The organism is Pseudomonas sp. YuFO20 (assembly GCF_035064975.1).
GTDB lineage: Bacteria > Pseudomonadota > Gammaproteobacteria > Pseudomonadales > Pseudomonadaceae > Aquipseudomonas > Aquipseudomonas putida_AE.
Map to the genome: position 1 here is coordinate 1 of NZ_JAXDEO010000084.1, position 18,913 is coordinate 18,913.

General features: G+C 61.1%; 18 protein-coding genes. 14 read left to right on the plus strand and 4 right to left on the minus strand.

The annotated features are described in order from the left end of the window. The first annotated feature begins 207 nt into the window (after positions 1-207). From SOP85_RS28505 to SOP85_RS28535, 7 genes are all read left to right on the plus strand, one after another. The gene (locus SOP85_RS28505; RefSeq protein WP_323629046.1) at positions 208-654 is read left to right on the plus strand and encodes a DUF411 domain-containing protein; all 447 of its coding nucleotides are present in this window, start codon (positions 208-210) and stop codon (positions 652-654) included. Then, positions 654-1,088 carry a YqaA family protein gene (locus SOP85_RS28510; RefSeq protein WP_323629067.1) on the plus strand — a complete coding sequence of 145 codons (435 nt, stop codon included), beginning with the start codon at positions 654-656 and terminating at the stop codon, positions 1,086-1,088. Before SOP85_RS28505 ends, SOP85_RS28510 begins: the two co-directional genes overlap by 1 nt. Before the next feature lie 83 nt (positions 1,089-1,171). Then, on the plus strand, positions 1,172-2,194 hold the full coding sequence (locus SOP85_RS28515; protein WP_323629048.1) for an alpha/beta fold hydrolase: 1,023 nt from the start codon (positions 1,172-1,174) through the stop codon (positions 2,192-2,194). 13 nt (positions 2,195-2,207) lie between these two features. Further along, positions 2,208-3,161: a D-2-hydroxyacid dehydrogenase family protein gene (locus SOP85_RS28520; RefSeq protein WP_323629049.1), complete on the plus strand. Its 954-nt coding sequence runs from the start codon at positions 2,208-2,210 to the stop codon at positions 3,159-3,161. A gap of 149 nt (positions 3,162-3,310) precedes the next feature. Beyond that, the gene (locus tag SOP85_RS28525) at positions 3,311-3,844 is read left to right on the plus strand and encodes a tetratricopeptide repeat protein (protein ID WP_323629051.1); all 534 of its coding nucleotides are present in this window, start codon (positions 3,311-3,313) and stop codon (positions 3,842-3,844) included. A gap of 65 nt (positions 3,845-3,909) precedes the next feature. After that, a complete protein-coding gene (locus SOP85_RS28530; protein ID WP_442967952.1) occupies positions 3,910-4,395 on the plus strand; it encodes an RNA polymerase sigma factor in 486 nt (161 codons plus the stop codon). Next, a complete protein-coding gene (locus SOP85_RS28535) occupies positions 4,392-5,153 on the plus strand; it encodes an anti-sigma factor family protein (RefSeq protein ID WP_323629052.1) in 762 nt (253 codons plus the stop codon). The genes SOP85_RS28530 and SOP85_RS28535 overlap by 4 nt, the downstream gene beginning before the upstream one ends. An 80-nt stretch (positions 5,154-5,233) precedes the next feature. Here SOP85_RS28535 and SOP85_RS28540 read toward each other — a convergent pair whose 3' ends face one another. Beyond that, positions 5,234-5,512: a hypothetical protein gene (locus SOP85_RS28540; protein ID WP_323629053.1), complete on the minus strand. Its 279-nt coding sequence runs from the start codon at positions 5,510-5,512 to the stop codon at positions 5,234-5,236. A 215-nt stretch (positions 5,513-5,727) separates the two neighbouring features. Here SOP85_RS28540 and SOP85_RS28545 point away from each other — a divergent pair, with 215 nt between their 5' ends. Then, positions 5,728-6,780 carry an RHS repeat-associated core domain-containing protein gene (locus tag SOP85_RS28545; RefSeq protein ID WP_323629054.1) on the plus strand — a complete coding sequence of 351 codons (1,053 nt, stop codon included), beginning with the start codon at positions 5,728-5,730 and terminating at the stop codon, positions 6,778-6,780. Here the strand turns inward: SOP85_RS28545 and SOP85_RS28550 are convergent. Further along, the gene (locus tag SOP85_RS28550) at positions 6,777-8,087 is read right to left on the minus strand and encodes an ATP-binding protein (protein ID WP_323629055.1); all 1,311 of its coding nucleotides are present in this window, start codon (positions 8,085-8,087) and stop codon (positions 6,777-6,779) included. The two genes, SOP85_RS28545 and SOP85_RS28550, sit on opposite strands and share 4 nt — an antisense overlap. Before the next feature lie 5 nt (positions 8,088-8,092). Then, on the minus strand, positions 8,093-8,794 hold the full coding sequence (locus SOP85_RS28555) for a response regulator transcription factor (RefSeq protein WP_274077108.1): 702 nt from the start codon (positions 8,792-8,794) through the stop codon (positions 8,093-8,095). Positions 8,795-9,063: 269 nt separating this feature from the next. Between SOP85_RS28555 and SOP85_RS28560 the strand changes: the two genes are divergently transcribed. The 3 genes from SOP85_RS28560 (at position 9,064) to SOP85_RS28570 (ending at position 14,124) form a co-directional block, all read left to right on the plus strand. Beyond that, positions 9,064-10,221: an efflux RND transporter periplasmic adaptor subunit gene (locus SOP85_RS28560; protein ID WP_323629057.1), complete on the plus strand. Its 1,158-nt coding sequence runs from the start codon at positions 9,064-9,066 to the stop codon at positions 10,219-10,221. Positions 10,222-10,236: 15 nt separating this feature from the next. Next, positions 10,237-13,326 (plus strand): efflux RND transporter permease subunit, encoded by a 3,090-nt coding sequence (locus tag SOP85_RS28565; protein WP_323629058.1) that lies wholly within the window; start codon positions 10,237-10,239, stop codon positions 13,324-13,326. A 156-nt stretch (positions 13,327-13,482) separates the two neighbouring features. Beyond that, a complete protein-coding gene (locus SOP85_RS28570; protein WP_323629059.1) occupies positions 13,483-14,124 on the plus strand; it encodes a DUF1345 domain-containing protein in 642 nt (213 codons plus the stop codon). A gap of 7 nt (positions 14,125-14,131) precedes the next feature. Here SOP85_RS28570 and SOP85_RS28575 read toward each other — a convergent pair whose 3' ends face one another. Then, entirely contained in the window at positions 14,132-16,015 is a 1,884-nt protein-coding gene (locus tag SOP85_RS28575) for a fibronectin type III domain-containing protein (RefSeq protein ID WP_323629060.1), read from the minus strand. Between the two features lie 200 nt (positions 16,016-16,215). On the opposite strand from SOP85_RS28575, the gene SOP85_RS28580 reads away from it, so the two are divergent. The 3 genes from SOP85_RS28580 (at position 16,216) to SOP85_RS28590 (ending at position 18,861) form a co-directional block, all read left to right on the plus strand. Next, positions 16,216-17,055, plus strand: a complete 840-nt coding sequence (locus SOP85_RS28580) for an AraC family transcriptional regulator (RefSeq protein WP_274077113.1) — start codon at positions 16,216-16,218, stop codon at positions 17,053-17,055. 51 nt (positions 17,056-17,106) lie between these two features. Beyond that, the gene (locus SOP85_RS28585) at positions 17,107-17,715 is read left to right on the plus strand and encodes a LysE family translocator (protein ID WP_323629063.1); all 609 of its coding nucleotides are present in this window, start codon (positions 17,107-17,109) and stop codon (positions 17,713-17,715) included. A gap of 120 nt (positions 17,716-17,835) precedes the next feature. After that, entirely contained in the window at positions 17,836-18,861 is a 1,026-nt protein-coding gene (locus SOP85_RS28590) for a LacI family DNA-binding transcriptional regulator (protein ID WP_323629065.1), read from the plus strand. Positions 18,862-18,913 lie beyond the last annotated feature (52 nt).

An 18,913-nucleotide genomic window follows, 5' to 3' on the forward strand; every position in this document is an offset into this window, starting at 1 on the left:
GTAGGAGCCCGGCTTGCCGGCGAAGGCGTCCTCGAATATTGCATCGACCTTTCGGGCCTCTTCGCTGGCAAGCCAGCTCCTACAAGGGAATGCGTACAGCTTATGAGGCCGTACAGCTCTGTAGCACTTCGAAACAAACCTTGAATATCCGCCGGCAAAAACCCGTCAGAATGTATTCCTTTGCCCGCAATCCGAGACCCTTCTGTCATGCGAACCCATTTCCGTCTGGCTGCCTTGGGCGCCCTGTTCATTTCCTCCCTGGCCCAGGCCGCCGACCTGATCCCGATCGAGGTCCACCGGGATGCAAATTGCGGTTGCTGCAAGAAATGGATCAGCCATCTTGAGGCCAATGGTTTCAAGGTCGAGGACCACGTCGAAAGCAACATGAGCGCGTTCAAGCAAGAACACGGCGTGCCACCGCGCCTGGCGTCCTGCCATACCGGCTTGATCAACGGCAAATTCGTCGAAGGCCACGTGCCGGCTGATCAGGTGCTGGCCCTGAGCAAGCGCGATGACCTGCTGGGCGTTGCCGCCCCGGGTATGCCAATGGGGTCGCCGGGCATGGAAATGGACGGCATGAGCGATGCCTATCAAGTGATCGGCCTGAAAAAGGACGGTACCGATGTGGTGGTGGCGGACTACCCCGCCCATTGATTGTCGGCGTCTACTTCGGCTTGTTCCTGGCGGCGTTTGGAGCCGCGACCTTGCTGCCCCTGCAGTCCGAAGCCCTGCTGGTCGGGCTGATCCTCAGCGATCGCTACTGGCTGTGGTCGCTGCTGGCGGTCGCCACCCTGGGCAACGTCCTCGGTTCGCTGGTGAACTGGTGGCTGGGGCGCGCCATCGAGCGCTTCCAGGATCGGCGCTGGTTTCCGGTCAGCCCCAAACACCTGGAACACGCCCGCCGTCACTATCAACGTTACGGCCACTGGTCGCTGCTGCTCAGCTGGCTGCCGGTGATCGGCGACCCACTGACCCTGGTGGCCGGCGTCATGCGCGAACCCCTGGGGCGCTTCCTGCTGATCGTGACCCTGGCCAAGGGCGCCCGGTATGGCGTACTGGCGTTGGCCACCCTGGGGTGGATGGGTTGAACCAAGTGCCGCGACGGTTGCCTGTTTAATGTCGCCCTAATCGTGCCGGTCCAGCATCGGCGGATTTTCAACGGAGTTCATCCATGCCCCTAACCCGCTCAAGCTGGCTGTCCGCCCTGCTGCTGACCGCCGCCCTGCCCGCCATCGCAGCCGAAGGGCCGGCCTACGGCCCCGAACTGCAAGGCTTCGAATACCCCTACACGGTCAAGCATTTTGCCTTCGAGTCCCAGGGCAAATCTTTGCAAATGGGCTACATGGACGTCGCCGCCCATGGCAAGGCCAACGGCCGCAGCGTGGTGCTGATGCACGGCAAGAATTTCTGCGGCGCCACCTGGGAAACCTCGATCAAGGCCCTGAGCGATGCCGGCTACCGGGTCATTGCCCCGGACCAGATCGGTTTCTGTACGTCCAGCAAACCGGACCATTATCAATACACTTTTCAGCAACTGGCGAGTAACACCCAGCAACTGCTCAAGGCCCTCGGCATCCAGAAAGCCACCCTGCTGGGGCACTCCACCGGCGGCATGCTCGCCACCCGCTACGCGCTGCAGTATCCCGAACAGGTCGAACAGCTTGCGCTGGTCAACCCGATCGGCCTGGAAGACTGGAAAGCCCTCGGGGTCCCCTATCGCACGGTGGACCAATGGTACGAGCGCGAACTGAAACTCAGCGCCGAAGGTATCCGCAACTACGAGCGTGCCACCTACTACGGTGGCCGCTGGAAACCCGAGTTCGATCGCTGGGTGGACATGCTCGCCGGGCTGAACAAAGGCCCGGGACATACGCAGGTGGCATGGAACTCGGCGCTGATCTACGACATGATCTTCACCCAGCCGGTTTACTACGAATTCCCCAACCTGAAGATGCCAACCCTGCTGTTGATCGGCACGTCCGACACCACCGCCATCGGCAGCGATATTGCGTCGCCGGAGGTCAAGGCGAAAATCGGCCACTACAACGTACTTGGCAAACAGGTGGCGAAACTCATACCCCAATCGACCCTGGTTGAATTCCCCGGCATGGGCCACGCGCCACAGATGGAAGAACCGGCGCAGTTTCACCAGGCCTTGCTGGACTGGCTGGACAAACACAATCCCGTTCCTTGATGAGGTAAGGCTGATGGCGGTGCAGATTGCAGTGATCGACGATTGGCAGGATGTGGCCCGCGGCGTGGTGGACTGGTCGCCACTGGAGACCATCGGCCAGGTCGAGTTCATCCACGACTACCCTGCCGACAACGCCAGCCTGGCGGGGCGCCTGGGCGGGTTTGAAGTGATCTGTGTGATGCGCGAGCGCACCCGGTTCGACGAAGACCTGCTTCGCCGCCTGCCGAACCTCAAATTGCTGGTCACCGGCGGCATGCGCAACGCCGCCCTTGACCTCAAGGCCGCCGTCGCGCTGGGCATCCAGGTCTGTGGCACCGACAGCTACAAGCATGCCGCGCCGGAACTGACCTGGGCGCTGATCATGGCGGCCACCCGCAACCTGGTGCTTGAAGCCAACGCCTTGCGCGCCGGAAAATGGCAGCAAGGCCTGGGGGGCGACCTGCACGGCAAGACCCTGGCGATACTGGGGCTGGGCAGCATTGGCCAACGGGTTGCCCGGTTTGGCCAGGTATTCGGCATGCGGGTGATCGCCTGGAGCGAAAACCTGACCGCCGAACGCGCCGCCGAAGCCGGTGTGACCCTCGTCAGCAAACAGGCCCTGTTCGAGCAGGCCGACGTGCTCTCGGTGCACTTGGTACTCAGTGAGCGCAGCCGGGGATTGGTCGATGCCCAGGCGCTGGCCTGGATGAAGCCCACCGCGTTGCTGGTCAATACCGCCCGCGGGCCGATTGTCGATGAGGCAGCACTGATCAAGGCCCTGCAGAAACAACGCCTGGGTGGCGCCGCTCTGGATGTGTTCGAGCAGGAGCCCTTGCCTGAATATCATCCGTTCAGGACCCTGGACAACGTGCTGGCAACGCCCCATGTCGGCTACGTCAGTCAGCAAAACTACCAGCTATTCTTTGCGCAAATGATCGAAGACATTCAAGCCTGGTCGGCGGGACAACCGATTCGGTTACTGAGCTGATAGCGCCCGGCGACTTGGACTTTTCTTGCAAGAATCGCCGGAAAAAAATGAATAAATGTCCACGCTGCGGTGTTTATGTTTCGCTTGAGGGGGATCCGCCCTTCGCAGCGTTTTCGGTCCATTCGATGTCCCGCCCCGGAGCATTGCCCATGAATCGCCGCCTCTCGATCGTTACTGCCCCGCTGGTGCTTGCCGTCGCGCTGTCCGCTTCCCTGGCGTGGGCCAACGGCGAGGAAGATACCCCCGCCAAACCGCAGTGCCCTCGAGGGCAGGTGTTCGACAGCAAGGCGCAAAAGTGCGTCAAGCAAACCAGCATGCTCGTGCCGGACGCCGACCGTACCGATTACGCCTATCAACTGGCCAAGGACGGGCGTTACGAAGAAGCACTGGCGCTGCTCGATACGCTCAAGGAACCCAACACCGCCAAGGCCCTGAACTATCGCGGCTACGCTACGCGTAAACTGGGGCACACCGACGAAGGCATCGGTTATTACCTGCAGTCGGTCAAGCTCGACCCGCAGTACGCCAAAGTCCGTGAATACCTCGGCGAAGCCTATGTGGTAAAAGGCCGGCTCGACCTCGCCCATGAACAGCTGCAACAGATCCGGTCGATCTGCGGCAATACCAGTTGCGAGGAGTACCAGGACCTGGCCGAAGCCATCAACGACTCATCGAAAACCTGACAACCGGGCGCACGGAGGTCACTATCGCCAGCATTCAGGAAATAAGGGCAGAACTGGGCCAGCATCTGGCGCGTTTATGGCGCTATGGCCTGCTGTTGTCGCGACAACGGCACGTCGCCGAAGACCTGGTGCAGGCAACTTGCGTGCGCGCGCTCGAACGCGCGGCGCAATTTACCCCGGGCCCCCGAATGGACCGCTGGCTGATGAGCATTCTGCATTCGATCTGGCTGAACGAAATCCGCACCCGTCGCGTGCATCAGGGACAGGGGCAGGTCGAGCCCGATAGCGCCTTGTCGTTTGACGGTGAATACGCGGCGCAGACCCACGTACTGGCGGCGCAGGTCATCCGCCGCGTCGACGCGCTGCCCGAAGCCCAGCGCGAAACGGTATTTCTCACATACGTCGAGGGCTTGTCCTACCGCGAAGTTGCCGAAGTCCTGCAAGTACCCATTGGCACCGTGATGAGCCGGCTGGCCACCGCGCGGGCGAAACTCGCCGAATATCCGCCACTGCACACGGTGCCCAACCCTTCCACCGGAGAACGTCGATGAACGCGATACCCTCGGATGAGCAATTGGTGGCCTACCTGGACAACCAGCTCGACGCCGATCAGCGCGCCCACATCGACGCGGCCATTGCCCAGGACCCGATGCTCGGCCTGCGCCTGCAATGGCTGGCCCGCAGCAGCCTGCCTTTCAAGGCCGCCTATGACGAGGTGGCTCGCCAGGCACCGGTGGACCGCCTGCAGGCCATGCTCGACACCTTGCCCGTGCCTGCCCGCCCAGCGCTCAGCCGTCGCTGGTTCCTGGCAGCGGCGGCCGGGCTGGTGGCGGCCGGCGTGGTCGCCGATCGCTTGTTCCTCGGCTGGCAGAGCAGTCAGCAAACCCATAGCTGGCGCGGGCTGGTGGCGGATTACATGGTGCTATACGTGCCGGAAACCCTCGACCATCTGCCCAATGACGAAGCGACGCAACGGGCGCAGCTGCAGACGATCGATGCGCGCCTGGGCCTCAGCCTTGTACCGGCAAAACTGGCCTTGCCCCGGGCCGAGTTCAAGCGCGCGCAAGTACTGGAATACGACGGCGTCGTCATCGCCCAAATTACCTACCTCGACCCGGTACACGGCCCCATGGCGCTGTGCGTCACCCATTCGAACAGCGGCAGCCGGCACTTCGCCCAGGAGCGCCGGCACGGGATGAACATTGTCTATTGGGCGGACATGCAACATGCCTGGATGCTGATCGGGCGCAACTCGATGGCAGACCTTGAGGCCATGGCCAAGCAATTGCGCACCCGATTGAGCACCTGACCTGTAGGAGCTGCCGCAGGCTGCGATCTTTTGATGTCGCGTGTAAATCAAGATCAAAAGATCGCAGCCTTCGGCAGCTCCTACACAGAGCGGGGCAGCGTTCGCAGTTTCACCAGGTCCTGTGCCTTGGGAAACGCTCCGCCCGGCCCCTTCAGCAAGGTGTACTTCACCTTGTCGCCCACCAGGAAACACTCCTCACCATCTGCCGTGATATTGGGGCCAATACGGATCGCCAACCTGGAACCGAACCCGTCATCGGGAAGGACCAGGGCAAAAGTGGTCGATATCGTATCAACCCTGACATCCCTGATCGCGTTGATGGTGCCCTGCCCCATTGTTCTTGTGATTGGCTCGGCCATTGCTACCCTCCTGCCCTGCCGTCAAATTCTGACTGCCAAGGAGCAATGAAACGCTCAAACGGCCAGTGTGGCTACTGTCAGGTTTTACAGTTCTACCGATTTTCTATGCGTAAAGGGGTGTTTAGTTGCTTTCAAACACTAGCAGTTCTGCTAGTGGGCATTTCCTGTAAAAAGATCAATGCTAAGGGGACTCGACCTTACATGGAGTCCAACAGATGCCTGCCTCCCCTCAATCAACTGAACTGTGCCGCTACCGCTACGATCCTCTGGACCGTCGGGTTGCCTCCACGCTCCACCAGCAGACCGACCTCCAGCACTTTTACTGTAAAAGTCGCTTGGCCAGCGAAATACAAGGTGCACAGCACCGCAGCATCTTCCAGCATGACGACCAGCTATTGGCGCAACAGTCGAGCCAGAACGCCAAGGTCGATACCACCTTGCTGGCAACCGATCAGCAACGTTCGGTGCTGAATACGCAGAGCGCCACGCAATCCCAAGCCTTCGCCTACACCCCTTATGGCGAACGGTCCCCTAAGAACGGCTTGCCCAGCCTGCTCGGATTCAAAGGCGAACGGCTCGACCCGCTGACCCGAAACTATGATTTAGGTAATGGCTATCGGCGGTATAACACCTGGTTGAAGCGGTTTGATAGCCCGGACAGTTTGAGTCCGTTTGGGGAAGGTGGGTTGAATGCGTATGGGTTCGTCGCAGGGGATCCAGTTAATTTCAGTGATCCGACTGGGCATTTTCCTGTTAGCAAGCTGCTTATCGGCGCCTTTCCTGTAGGTGCTTTTTCAGCCGGGATTGCGACTTTATTAATTGATGATAAAGATTGGAAACCGGTTTTGTTGGGTATTACCATTGGTTTAACTGCTGCAACGCTAGCTTTACCGCTGATCTTGAGGGCTCGTCCCAAGCAACTCGGACTTAATCGGTCTAACACAACTGGAAATGTTTTGAGCCCGAACTCTTCCCCCGCTCCAATTAGGCCGGTGCAACGCCCCAATCCGCAATTAAACCAGATTATGGGCCGATCTGCTTCAGAGGACATTGCGTTTAGACGATTCGTACTTAGCTTACCTAAAGAAACGCAACCTCCAATCTGGCGTGATTATTACAGGGGGCTTATTCCGACAGACAGGCAAACTATTGGTTCAACCAGTTTACAATTTCACTTTCCTCAGCCACCGCGAAACTCACTAAGTAACGCAAGTACATCGTCGCAATCGATCAGTGAATCTGCTTCAAGTATTCGCAGCTTTTCCTAGCCCCCAATCAGACGGGGCGTCGGCAACCACAACCGAAACCGCGCCCCGCCCAACGGCGACGACTCCACCGTCAACGTGCCGCCCTGCGCCTCCAGCGCCCGGCGGCTGATCGCCAGCCCCAGGCCAAACCCACCAGTGGACCGGTCCCGGCTGCGATCGAGTCGATAGAACGGCTCGAAAATCCGCTCACGCTCGTCATCCGGAATGCCGATTCCGTCGTCGTCCACCCAGATTTCGCAGCCCCTGGGGCAAACCTGCACGCCAATCTGAATGCGCTTTTCGCAGTAGCGCATGGCGTTGCGCAGCAGGTTCTGCAGGGCGCGGGCGGTCAGGCGTGGGTCGAGGCTGAAGCGTTCGAGTTGGCCGTGGAGCAGCACGTCGATGACGATGTCCGGGGCTTGTTCGTCATCGACGCTGCCCAGGATGCTGTCGATGAATTCATCCAGCGACACCTCGACCTGTTCCGGCACCCGTGCCGGGTTTTGCAGGCGGCTGTAGGACAGCAGTTCCAGCACCAGTTCGTCGAGTTCACGAATGTGATCGACCAGCCCTTGCAAGCGCTCGCGGCTGGTCGCCGGCAAGTCGTCGGACAGCGCCAGGGCCAGGCCGAAATCCAGGCGCGTCAGGGGGGTGCGCAGTTCGTGGGACACCGCATTGAGCAGGTCCCGTTGCTGGTTCAGCAGGTTCTCGATGTCGCCCGCCATGGTGTCGAAGACGTTGGCCAGGCCGCCGATGTTGGAGCTGGGGGCGATCTGTGTGCGCTCGCTCAAATGGCCCTTGCCGAAGCGTTCCGCCGCGCTTTTCAGGCGCTCCAGGTCGCGCCAGTGCGGACGCAGCCACAACAGCAGGCAGGCGAGCATGGTCGCGCCGATCAGCACGTTGATGCTCCAGTACAACAGGCTGACGTCCATCGGGTCCGGCGGCACGACCATCTGCACCACGGTGTGCTCGTCCAGCGGCGTCACCGCCAGGGTGCGCCAGCCCCAGTCGCCAATGCGCACGACGTTTTCGCCGCGCTGCAAACGCTGCTGTTCCTCGAGGGTAAACCCGGCATCGTCGTTGCCGCTGAGCACGATGTGCAGCGGCTGGAACTCCTTGTCCATTTGCGCCGCCAGGGCCGGCCATTGTTCGGACGGGACGGCCTTGAACTGCTTGACCATGAGGGTTTGCAGGCCACGGGAATAGTCGAGATTGTAGGTGAGGAAGCGCTCGTGGAAGACCTTGATCACCAGGTCCGGTACCAGGTAGATCGCGGCGCTGAACGAAACGATGGTCACCAGGTACAGGCGAAAGAGGATTCTGAACATCGTCTTTAGCATTCCCACTCGGAACGGCTGAACAGGTAACCCTTGCCCCACACGGTCTTGATCTTGCGCGCTTCGCCAGCGTTGTCGTCGAACTTGCGCCGCAGCTTGGAGATCGCCACGTCCACCGAGCGGTCGGTGCCGTTGAATTCGATGCCGCGCAGACGTTGCAGGATCTGGTCGCGACTGAGCACTTCGCCGGCATGCCGGGCCAGCACCACCAGCAGGTTGTATTCGCCGCTGGACAACTCCACCGGTTGTGCGCGCCAGGTCACCGTGCGTTCGGACAGGTCGATGCACAGGTTGCCCATGAGGATGCGGTCGTTGGCCGCCGGTGGATCGCTGAGGCTGCTGCGCCGCAGCAAGGTGCGCACCCGGGCCAGCAGCACCCGGGGCTCGCAGGGTTTGGTGACGTAGTCGTCGGCGCCCATTTCCAGGCCCAGCACCTGGTCGTGGCTGTCGTCGCGGGCGGTGAGCATCAGGATCGGCAAGGTCGCCGAATCGGCACGCAGCAAGCGGCAGACCTGCAGGCCATCGAGACCGGGCAGCATCAGGTCGAGGATCACCAGGTCCGGCGGATCGAGCCGCGCACGTTCGCGCACCTGGTCGCCGCGGCCTATCACGCTGACGCAGTAGCCGTTGCGTTCCAGGTAGCTGGCAATCAGCTCGGCGAGTGCGGTGTCGTCTTCGACCAGGAGGATGTTGGGCATGGGGTGTTTTCCAGCAAAATGCGAGGGTGACTGCTCCGGCCACTTCGCGAGCAAGCCCGCTCCCACGAAGATTTCGCGGACAACTGTAGGAGCGGGCTTGCCCGCGAAGGGGCCGGGACAGTCGCAATAAAATTCAAGTTGTTCAGGATATACGCCCTCACGCACACCCGAGTAAAACCCTTACACAATTTCACACAGCACCAACAAAGCTTCACCGCTACCCTCGCCGTCGCCCAGTAGGATGCTGGGGGTCATTATTGGGGTCATTCATGTCTAAGAATCTGCTTGCCGGGCTCAGCCTGATCGCACTGGCGTTGACGCTGAGCGCGTGCGACAGCGCCTCGAACGCCGAAGAAACGGCGCCGCCAGTCACCGTGCGCATCGAAACCATCGAAGCCCGCCCGCTGTCGATCAGCAGCGAATTGAGCGGGCGGATTGCCGCGCCGCGCATTGCCGAAGTCCGTGCCCGCGTGGCCGGCGTGGTGTTGCAGCGGGCCTTTCGCGAAGGCAGCGACGTGAAAAAGGGCGATGTACTGTTTCGCATCGACCCGGCACCGTTCAAGGCCGACCTGGACAGCGCCGACGCCGCGCTGCGCAAGGCCGAGGCCAATGCGTTCCAGGCCAGGCTGCAGGAACAGCGCTACGCCCAGTTGATCGAAGGCAACGCCATCAGCGGCCAGGACTACGACAACGCCCGGGCCGCCACGCGGCAAACCGCTGCCGACGTCGCCGCCAGCAAAGCCGCCGTGGAGCGAGCGAAACTGAACCTGGGTTATGCCACGGTGACGGCGCCGATTTCCGGGCGCATCGGCCGCGCGTTGGTCACTGAAGGCGCGCTGGTGGGGCAGAACGAAACCACGCCACTGGCGCTGATCCAGCAGTTGAACCCGATCCACGCCGACCTCAGCCAGTCGACCCGTGAACTCAACGACCTGCGCCGCGCCTTCCGTTCCGGCCAGTTGCAGCAGGTCGGCCAGGACCAGGTCAAGGCCACGCTGATCCAGGACGACGGCAGCCTCTACACGCTGCCGGGCAAGCTGCTGTTCACCGACATCACGGTCGATCCGGGTACCGGCCAGGTCATCCTGCGCAGCGAATTCCCCAATCCCGATCTCGACCTGCTGCCCGGCAGCTTCGTGCGCGTACGCCTGGAGCAAGGGGTCAACCAGCAAGGCATCAGCGTGCCGCAACGGGCCATCCAGCGTGACAGCGCCGGCATCGCCCAAGTGTTGTTGCTTGACGCCGAACAGCGCGTGGGCCTGCAACCGGTGGAACTGGGTGGCGTGCAGGACGACCGCTGGATCGTCACCGGCGGCCTCAAGCCCGGCGATCGCATCGTCATCGAAGGCCTGCAACACGCCCGCCCCGGCGAAACCGTGCAGATCGATGACACCCCTCTTCCACTTGCCCAGGTTTCTGGCCAGTAAGCAGGACGCTTGTTTATGCCGCAGTTCTTTATCGATCGCCCGGTGTTCGCCTGGGTGGTGGCCCTGTTCATCCTGCTGGCCGGTGCCCTGGCCATCCCGCAGTTGCCGGTGGCGCAGTACCCCGATGTGGCGCCGCCACAGATCGAAATCTATGCCGTGTACCCGGGCGCTTCGGCGCAGACCGTGGACGAAAGCGTGGTCAGCCTGATCGAGGAAGAACTCAATGGCGCGGATCACCTGCTGTATTTCGAGTCGCAAAGCAGCCTCGGCAGCGCCACCATCAAGGCGACTTTCCAGCCGGGCACCGACCCGGAAATGGCCCAGGTCGACGTGCAGAACCGCCTCAAGGTGGTCGAATCGCGCCTGCCGCAAGCGGTCAATCAACAGGGCTTGCAGGTGGAGAAAGTCTCCGCCGGTTTCCTCCTGCTGATCACCCTCACCTCCAGCGACGGCAAGCTCGACGCCGTGGCGCTCAGCGATTACCTGGCGCGCAACGTGATGAACGAGATCAAGCGCCTGGACGGCGTCGGCAAGGCGCAACTGTACGGCGCCGAACGGGCGATGCGGATCTGGATCGACCCGCAGAAACTGATCGGCTTCAACCTCACGCCTGCCGATGTCAACGCCGCCATCGTCGCGCAGAACGCCCAGATCTCGGCCGGCAGCATCGGCGACTTGCCGAGCCGCACCACCCAGGAAATCACCGCGACCATCCTGGTCAAGGGTCAACTGTCGACCCCTGAAGAATTCGCCGACATCGTGCTCAAGGCCAACCCCGACGGCTCCACGGTGCGCGTGGGCGATGTCGCGAGGGTCGAGATCGGCAGCCAGGAGTATCAGTTTTCCACACGCCTCAACGGTAAACCCTCGACTGCCGTCGGCGTGCAACTGTCGCCGGGGGCCAACGCTCTGAACACCGCGACGCTGGTGCGGGCGAAGATGGATGAACTGGCGCGTTACTTCCCCGCTGGCGTGGAATACAAGATCCCGTACGACACCTCACCGTTCGTCAAGGTCTCGATCACCAAGGTGGTCTACACCCTTGGCGAGGCGATGTTGCTGGTGTTCGCGGTGATGTTCCTGTTCCTGCAAAACGTGCGCTACACGCTGATCCCGACCCTGGTGGTGCCGGTGGCGCTGATGGGGACGTTTGCGACCATGCTGGCGCTGGGTTTCTCGATCAACGTGCTGACCATGTTCGGCATGGTGCTGGCCATCGGCATCCTGGTGGATGACGCGATCGTGGTGGTGGAAAACGTCGAGCGGATCATGGCCACCGAGGGTTTGTCGCCCAAGGAAGCGACACGCAAGGCGATGCAGCAGATCACCGGCGCCATCGTCGGCATTACCCTGGTGCTGGTGGCGGTGTTCATTCCCATGGCGTTCATGCAGGGTTCGGTCGGGGTGATCTACCAGCAGTTTTCGCTGTCGATGGCCACCTCGATCCTGTTCTCGGCATTCCTGGCCCTGACCTTGACCCCGGCGCTGTGCGCAACCTTGCTCAAGCCGATTGCCAAGGGCGAGCACCACGAAAAGAGCGGGTTCTTCGGCTGGTTCAACCGCCGTTTCGAGCAGCTCACCGAGCGCTATCAGGGTTGGGTCGCCTATGCGTTGAAACGCACCGGCCGCTACCTGCTGATCTACGGTGTGCTTCTGGTGGGGCTGGGTATTTGCTTCAGCCGCCTGCCCTCCTCGTTCCTGCCGGTGGAAGACCAGGGCTACACCATCACCGACATCCAGTTGCCGCCCGGCGCGAGCAAGAACCGCACGGTGCAGGTGGTCGAGCAGATCGAGGCGCATAACGCCACGGAGCCCGGCGTGGGCGACAGCACGGTGATCCTCGGTTTCAGCTTCTCCGGCAGCGGCCAGAATGCGGCGCTGGCCTTTACCACGCTCAAGGACTGGTCGGAGCGCGGCAGCGACGCCTCGGCCAGCTCCATTGCCGATCGCGCCAACATCGCCGTCAGCCAGATCAGGGATGCCGTGGCCTTCGCGGTACTGCCGCCGCCCGTGGACGGTCTCGGTACCTCCAGCGGTTTCGAGTTCCGTTTGCAGGATCGAGGCGGCCTCGGCCATGCCACGTTGATGCAGGCGCGCACTGAATTACTCGCCGCCGCCGAGAAAAGCCCGATCCTGATGAATGTGCGTGAAAGCGCCCTGGCCGAAGCGCCACAGGTCGAGCTGATCGTCGACCGCAAGCAGGCAAACGCCCTGGGGGTGTCCTTCGCCGACATCGGCAGCGTGTTGTCCACCGCCGTCGGCTCGAGCTACATCAACGACTTCCCCAACCAGGGGCGGATGCAGCGCGTTGTCGTGCAGGCCGAGGGTGATCAACGCAGTCAGGTGGCCGATCTGCTGAAAATCCATGTGCGCAACAGCGACGGAAAAATGGTGCCCTTGTCGGCCTTCGTCCAGGCCAGATGGACCCAGGGCCCGGCGCAGTTGACCCGCTACAACGGCTATCCGGCAGTCAGCATTTCCGGCGAACCGACGCCCGGGCACAGCACCGGCGAAGCCATGGCCGAGATCGAACGGCTGGTGGCGCAGGGTCCGGCCGGGTTGGGCCAGGAGTGGACCGGGCTGTCGTTGCAGGAACGCTTGTCCGGCAGCCAGGCGCCGATCCTGTTGGGCTTGTCGCTGTTGATCGTGTTCCTGTGCCTGGCGGCGCTGTACGAAAGCTGGTCGATTCCGACTTCGGTGTTGCTGGTGGTGCCATTGGGCGTGCTCGGTGCGGTACTGGCGGTAACGCTGCGCGGCATGCCCAACGATGTGTTCTTCAAGGTCGGGCTGATCACCATCATCGGTCTGTCGGCGAAGAACGCGATCCTCATCATCGAATTCGCCAAGAGCCTGTACGACGAAGGCCACGACCTGATCGACGCCACATTGCAGGCCGCACGCCTGCGCCTGCGGCCGATTGTCATGACCTCGCTGGCGTTCATCCTTGGCGTGGTGCCCTTGGCGATCGCCACCGGTGCCAGCTCGGCCAGCCAGCAAGCCATCGGCACCGGGGTGATTGGCGGGATGATCACCGCGACCCTGGCCGTGGTGTTTGTGCCGGTGTTCTTTGTGGTGGTGATGAAGCTGGTGCGCAGAAAGCCTTAACCCACACCACGATCCCTGTAGGAGCTGCCGAAGGCTGCGATCTTTTGATTTTGATTGTTTAAGATCAAGATCAAAAGATCGCAGCCTTCGGCAGCTCCTACAAAAGAGGGGTGGCCTGCGCTATGGTGCAACGAGGTTCCGTCAAAGTATGCCTTCATGCCCTACCTCACCCACACCCACCCTCGCCTGTCGGCCGCCACCACCTTCGGCATCGCGGTGGGCATTCTGGCGCCGGCCGATTCGATCATCAGCAAGATACTCTTTGGCTGGAATGCCGGGGTCTGGACCTATCTGCTCCTGATGATCTGGCTCGCCGCGCGCAGCAAAGCGCAAGACGTGCGGCGCATTGCCGAGATCGAAGACGAAAACGCCAGGCTGGTGCTGCTGGTGGTCAGCATCGCCGCGATTGCGAGCCTTGCCACCATCGCCTTCGAACTGGCCGGCAGCAAAGACCTGGAAACCACGCGCAAGTTGCTGCACTACGGGTTTACCGCGTTGACCGTCACCGGTTCCTGGCTGCTGATCGGGGTGATCTTCAGCCTGCACTACGCCCGCCTGTTCTATACCTGGGAAGGCAAGGACCCGGCGCTGCGATTTGCCGAAGGCCTGACGACGCCCAACTACTGGGACTTCCTGTATTTCTCGTTCACCATCGGCGTGGCAGTGCAGACTGCGGATGTCGGTGTGGCGACTCGGGATATGCGCAAGATTGTACTGGCGCAGTCGTTGATCGGTTTTATATTCAATACAGCGATATTGGGCTTTTCGATCAATATCGCCGCGGGATTGTTTGGCTGATGTTGCCTCATTTAGTCGTCATCTCAGCGATTAACGGCAGCGATTCCCCAACAGCATTTCGCGCTGTAATCCGCACGTCATAGCGGGTTTTTGCAATCAGGAGCGGCGTCAACATCGTGCCATCTGCGGTGTAATGAAGATCGCGTCCCTGTGGTCCGGTCAATATGATTCGATAATCGATTACATCCATCCCATCTATCGGAGCATCCCATCTCAGTATGGATAGCAACACCGATGTTGAATAACGGAAGTTTCGGGGAGCACCAGGCGCGACTTGTTTCCTGGTAGACACGTCAGCCGAAACAGACCAATTTCCAGCCGCGTCTCTGGCGCGCACTTCAAATCTTTCGACGGCACCCTCTATCAAACCAGTGACAGGATGGCTGGTTCCGCTCACAGCGACCCAAGCCCCGTCGTTGCGGCGAACTTGATAACCTGTCACGCCCACATTGTCTTCAGGGGCACTCCAGTTCAGTGTTGCGTTACCTGGTGTTGATGCAATGAGTTTCAATTCTCTCGGCTTGGTGGGGGGCACTCGGTCATGGGTCACTACCTGAATCGACACAGGCAACGCCGGAGCGGGACCTTCGATCCTGCGTGGCTGGAGCTTGAACGTATAGGCCTTTTCGGGGATCAAGTCCGTGAAGATGTGCTCCAGCGCAGTGGTTCGTACAGGTTCACGCCCTGGGCAGGTGATTTCGTAATCGATGAAATAGGAGAGATCTTCCGGTCTTTCCCACTTCAACCATGCCTCGGAAAATGTCCTGCCCGGATTGTGCAGGCCGCGCGGTTGCGTCTGGTCCGGCCCGATGGTGACTTCGGCACTGGAGGGCTCCGAGAAGCCACTGGCGTTAAAGCCTCGAACCTCGATGAAGTATCGCGTACCAGGCGCCAGATACTTGAGGGTGTCAGTGATATTCGCGGTTGTTTGCCTGTCAATCACCTCGGGGTATTTATCCACAAGGCCATACGCGACTTCATAATTCGGGGACTGGGGCGGGCCCCAAGTGACGCGAACCTGATCGAAGGTGACCAGCGTATGCAAAGTCCCTGGCTTTGAAGGAATGGCAGGTCCATCCAGTGTTTTTTCGGTGATGCGCGCAGGCGAGGACTCGCCGTTGGCGTTGGCTGCACTGACCTCGACAAAGTACAGCGTATTTTTAGTCAGCCCGGTCAGCTCAAAGCTCGGTTGCACCGAACTTTTCGTCTGGGCAGGACCGTTTGGCTCGATTCCATAGCGGATGACATACTCAATAGCCCCCGCCGATGGCGACCACGCCAGGACCATCGACACAATGGCGGGCGTTGCACGCAAATTGGTCGGGGCTGCAGGCACCGCCAGCGTGGTTGCCGTTGTTCGTACCGACGGCGAATCACCCGCCGCGTTGAACGCCACCAGATCAAAATAATAGGCGGTCCCTGAGCGTAACCCGCTGACCGTGCAGGCCTCGACAGTGGCGGTGATTGTATTGATCACCGGACCATTGGGGAGCAAGCCGTAACTCACTCGATAACCTGAGGCAAGCGTGGACTTTTGCCAGGTCAATGCCACTGAGTCTTTCGTCGGCCTGGCACTGAATCCGGTCGGGGCAACAGGCTTTGCGATGCCGGCCTTTGTGGTTGCGATACCTTCCGATTCTGGCGAGAGGCCGGTCCCGTCTTCCGCGCGTACCTGGATGAAGTATTTGGTTTCCGGCTGCAACCCTGTAATGCGCAAGCTTCGAGTCGTCGTATGTTTTTTATCGATAGGGTTCGGCCATTGATCATCACGCCCATAGGCAACTTCAAATCGGTTGAATGGCGTGGTGTAGGACCACGCGACATTCATCGAATCCGAGGTTATCGAAGAGAACTGGAGATTACCGGGTTTCTGCGGTAGCAAAAGATTCATGACCTGCCCTTCTGCTCAAATAGCTCCATGGCCTGAGACTAAAGCCCGACCTCTTTGAAAAACAGCTATCAGAACGGTTAGTGGCGTTGCAGCCTGTTTGTGCTATGGCCCAAGGGTGGAAATGTTTCTGCACAAACGTTCTAGCCATCACCCTCGACGCAGGCGTTAAATACGCTGGCAATCCGTCCCACAGGTGCAACATGACCGCCCACAACTGGATCGACCTGGCCCAGGATGCCGACACCGGCATCGAGACCCTGCGCGCGCATTTCCAGGGCCATGCCTACGATCCGCATTGGCATGACAGCTACCTGGTGGGCGTGACCGAGCAAGGGGTTCAGCAATTCAATTGCCGCCGCACGAAGCACCAGAGCACACCGGGCAAGGTGTTTTTACTCGAGCCGGGCGACATTCATGACGGCGATGCGCCGACCGCCGACGGTTTCACCTATCGCATGTTGTACCTCGACCCGCACTGGTTGCGGCGCGAACTCGCGGCGGTGTTCGACAATGCCCCGCAAAACGCCGAGTTGAGCTTCGCCAATACCCTCGCAACCGACCCGCGCCTGGCCCATGCGACCAGCCTCGCGTTTGAAACCCTGCACCGCGGCGAATTGAAGATCGTTCGCCAGACCACCCTCGACGCCCTGCTCGAACGCTTGACCAGCCATTTGCACTGGCGCACTCGCCATGGCGAAGACCCGCGCCTGCCCCAAGTGGCGCAGAAGGCTCGAGAATACCTGCACGCCAACGCGCAATATGACATCGGCCTCGACCAGTTGGCCGCCGTTACCGGGGTCGACCGCTTCCGCCTGACCCGCGCCTTCAAGGCGGCTTATGGCATCGCGCCCCATGCGTATCTGGTGCAATTACGTTTGGCCACGGCGCGGCGAATGCTGGCCCGTGGTGAGCAACCCGCGGTGGTGGCGATGACCTTGGGTTTTGCCGACCAGAGCCATCTGGGCCGCTGGTTCGTGCGTGCCTACGGCATTACACCAGCGCTGTACCGCAAGCGTTGCTCAAATCTTCCAGACAGATAGACGCCGCTTTGTGAAGATCGAATTCAATGATCTTCACCGAGTTTGCCTGCGATGCTGCCCTCTTTCCCGACGTTACTGCCCTTCCTGTTGTTTGCCTTTGTCGCCTCGATAACCCCTGGCCCCACCAACATCCTGGTGTTGAGCAACAGTGCCCGATACGGCTTGGCGGCCGCCGTGCCGATCATATTCGGCGCCTGCGCCGGGGCCGCGACCCTGGTGCTGCTGGTGGGCACCAGCGCAGGTTCGTCGCTGGCTGCCTGGCCCGCCCTGCAAACGGTCATGCAGTGGGCCGGTGTGACGTGGCTGAGTTACCTGGCCTGGCAGATATTCCGAGCCCCGACCGTCGCCATCAGCGCGCAGAAAACCGAGCGCCGCTTGGGCATGTTCGGTGCCGCCAGCCTGCAATTGATCAATCCGAAAACCTGGATGATGGCGCTGGCGGTGGTCAGCGTGTTTGCCGGGGCTGGCGAACAGCGCCTGGTTCACGTGCTGTATCTGTCGCTGGTGTTCTTTCTGATTTCCCTGCCTTGCCTCGGCGTCTGGGCGCTGCTCGGCGCGGGCTCCACACGATGGCTGCGTTCACCCCGGGCCATGCAGCGCTTCAACGGCTGCATGGCCCTGTTGCTGCTGGGTTCAACCTGGCTGAGCGTGTTGGCTTGATCCCAATTGTCAGTATTTATTCATCGAATACTTGACGAAGCATTGGTTTCTGGTGTCTTCTGAAACCGGTTTCAGCGCCATGCGCTCGAACTTATAAATCCAATAAGAAGGTTTGTACCCGTGAACGATTTCTCCGCCGCCCAGCGCAGCCGCGTGACCATGCTCGACGTGGCCGAACACGCCAAGGTCTCCAAGGCCAGCGTTTCACGGTTCATCGGCGACGATCGCGCACTGCTCTCCGATGCCATCGCCCAGCGCATCGAACAGGCCATCGCCGAGCTGGGCTATCGCCCGAACCAGATGGCCCGCGGCTTGAAGCGCGGGCGTACCCGCCTGATCGGCATGCTGGTGGCCGATATCCGCAACCCCTATTCGATTGCCGTGATGCACGGCGTGGAAACCGCCTGCCGTCAGCACGGCTACAGCCTCGTGGTGTGCAACACCGACCGCGACGACGAGCAGGAACGCCAGCATCTGGCCCTGCTGCGCTCGTACAATATCGAAGGCCTGATCGTAAATACCCTCGGCCATCACCGCGACGCGTTGCACGAACTGCACCGGGAGATGCCCCTGGTGTTGGTGGACCGCAAGGTCGAGCACCTTGAGAGCGATAGGGTCGGGTTGGACAACCCGGCGGCCGTCGCGATGGCCCTCGCCCACCTTGAAGAACGCGGCTACCGTGACGTGCTGCTGGTGAGCGAGCCGTTTGACGGCACCAGTTCGCGAATCGAGCGGGTCGCCAGCTTCAAGGCGCAGATCGAGCAGCGGCCCGCGCTTCGCGGGACAAACATCGAAACCGGCAGCGAGCTGACGGCAAATCTGAAAACCTTCCTCGATACGCCCGGCCCTGGCCCGAAAGCGCTGTTTTGCGCGAACGGGATCGCCGCGCTGGCCAGTACCTATTCCTTGCGTGAACTCCATTGCAATCTGTTTGAGGACGTGGGGCTGATCGCCCTTGATGACCTGGATTGGTATCCGTTGGTGGGCAGCGGCATCACCGCCCTCGCCCAGCCGACCAGCGAGATTGGCGCGAGTGCGTTTGAGTGTTTGCTCAAGCGGCTGCGTGGGGATGACGGGCCGCTGCGGACGCTGGATTTTTCGGCGCGGTTGGTTGTTAGAGGGTCGACCCTTGGAGTTTTCCGGTGATTGGGCGGGCCTCTTCGCTGGCAAGCCAGCTCCTACAGAGAGCTGGCTTGCC

Coding starts and splice junctions, on each gene's coding strand:
- SOP85_RS28540 (WP_323629053.1), bottom strand. CDS start 5,512: ATGGCCGAGCCAATCACAAGAACAATGGGGCAGGGCACCATCAACGCG.
- SOP85_RS28565 (WP_323629058.1), top strand. CDS start 10,237: ATGCCGCAGTTCTTTATCGATCGCCCGGTGTTCGCCTGGGTGGTGGCC.
- SOP85_RS28550 (WP_323629055.1), bottom strand. CDS start 8,087: ATGTTCAGAATCCTCTTTCGCCTGTACCTGGTGACCATCGTTTCGTTC.
- SOP85_RS28570 (WP_323629059.1), top strand. CDS start 13,483: ATGCCCTACCTCACCCACACCCACCCTCGCCTGTCGGCCGCCACCACC.
- SOP85_RS28545 (WP_323629054.1), top strand. CDS start 5,728: ATGCCTGCCTCCCCTCAATCAACTGAACTGTGCCGCTACCGCTACGAT.
- SOP85_RS28580 (WP_274077113.1), top strand. CDS start 16,216: ATGACCGCCCACAACTGGATCGACCTGGCCCAGGATGCCGACACCGGC.
- SOP85_RS28585 (WP_323629063.1), top strand. CDS start 17,107: ATGCTGCCCTCTTTCCCGACGTTACTGCCCTTCCTGTTGTTTGCCTTT.
- SOP85_RS28520 (WP_323629049.1), top strand. CDS start 2,208: ATGGCGGTGCAGATTGCAGTGATCGACGATTGGCAGGATGTGGCCCGC.
- SOP85_RS28560 (WP_323629057.1), top strand. CDS start 9,064: ATGTCTAAGAATCTGCTTGCCGGGCTCAGCCTGATCGCACTGGCGTTG.
- SOP85_RS28555 (WP_274077108.1), bottom strand. CDS start 8,794: ATGCCCAACATCCTCCTGGTCGAAGACGACACCGCACTCGCCGAGCTG.
- SOP85_RS28575 (WP_323629060.1), bottom strand. CDS start 16,015: ATGAATCTTTTGCTACCGCAGAAACCCGGTAATCTCCAGTTCTCTTCG.
- SOP85_RS28525 (WP_323629051.1), top strand. CDS start 3,311: ATGAATCGCCGCCTCTCGATCGTTACTGCCCCGCTGGTGCTTGCCGTC.
- SOP85_RS28535 (WP_323629052.1), top strand. CDS start 4,392: ATGAACGCGATACCCTCGGATGAGCAATTGGTGGCCTACCTGGACAAC.
- SOP85_RS28505 (WP_323629046.1), top strand. CDS start 208: ATGCGAACCCATTTCCGTCTGGCTGCCTTGGGCGCCCTGTTCATTTCC.
- SOP85_RS28515 (WP_323629048.1), top strand. CDS start 1,172: ATGCCCCTAACCCGCTCAAGCTGGCTGTCCGCCCTGCTGCTGACCGCC.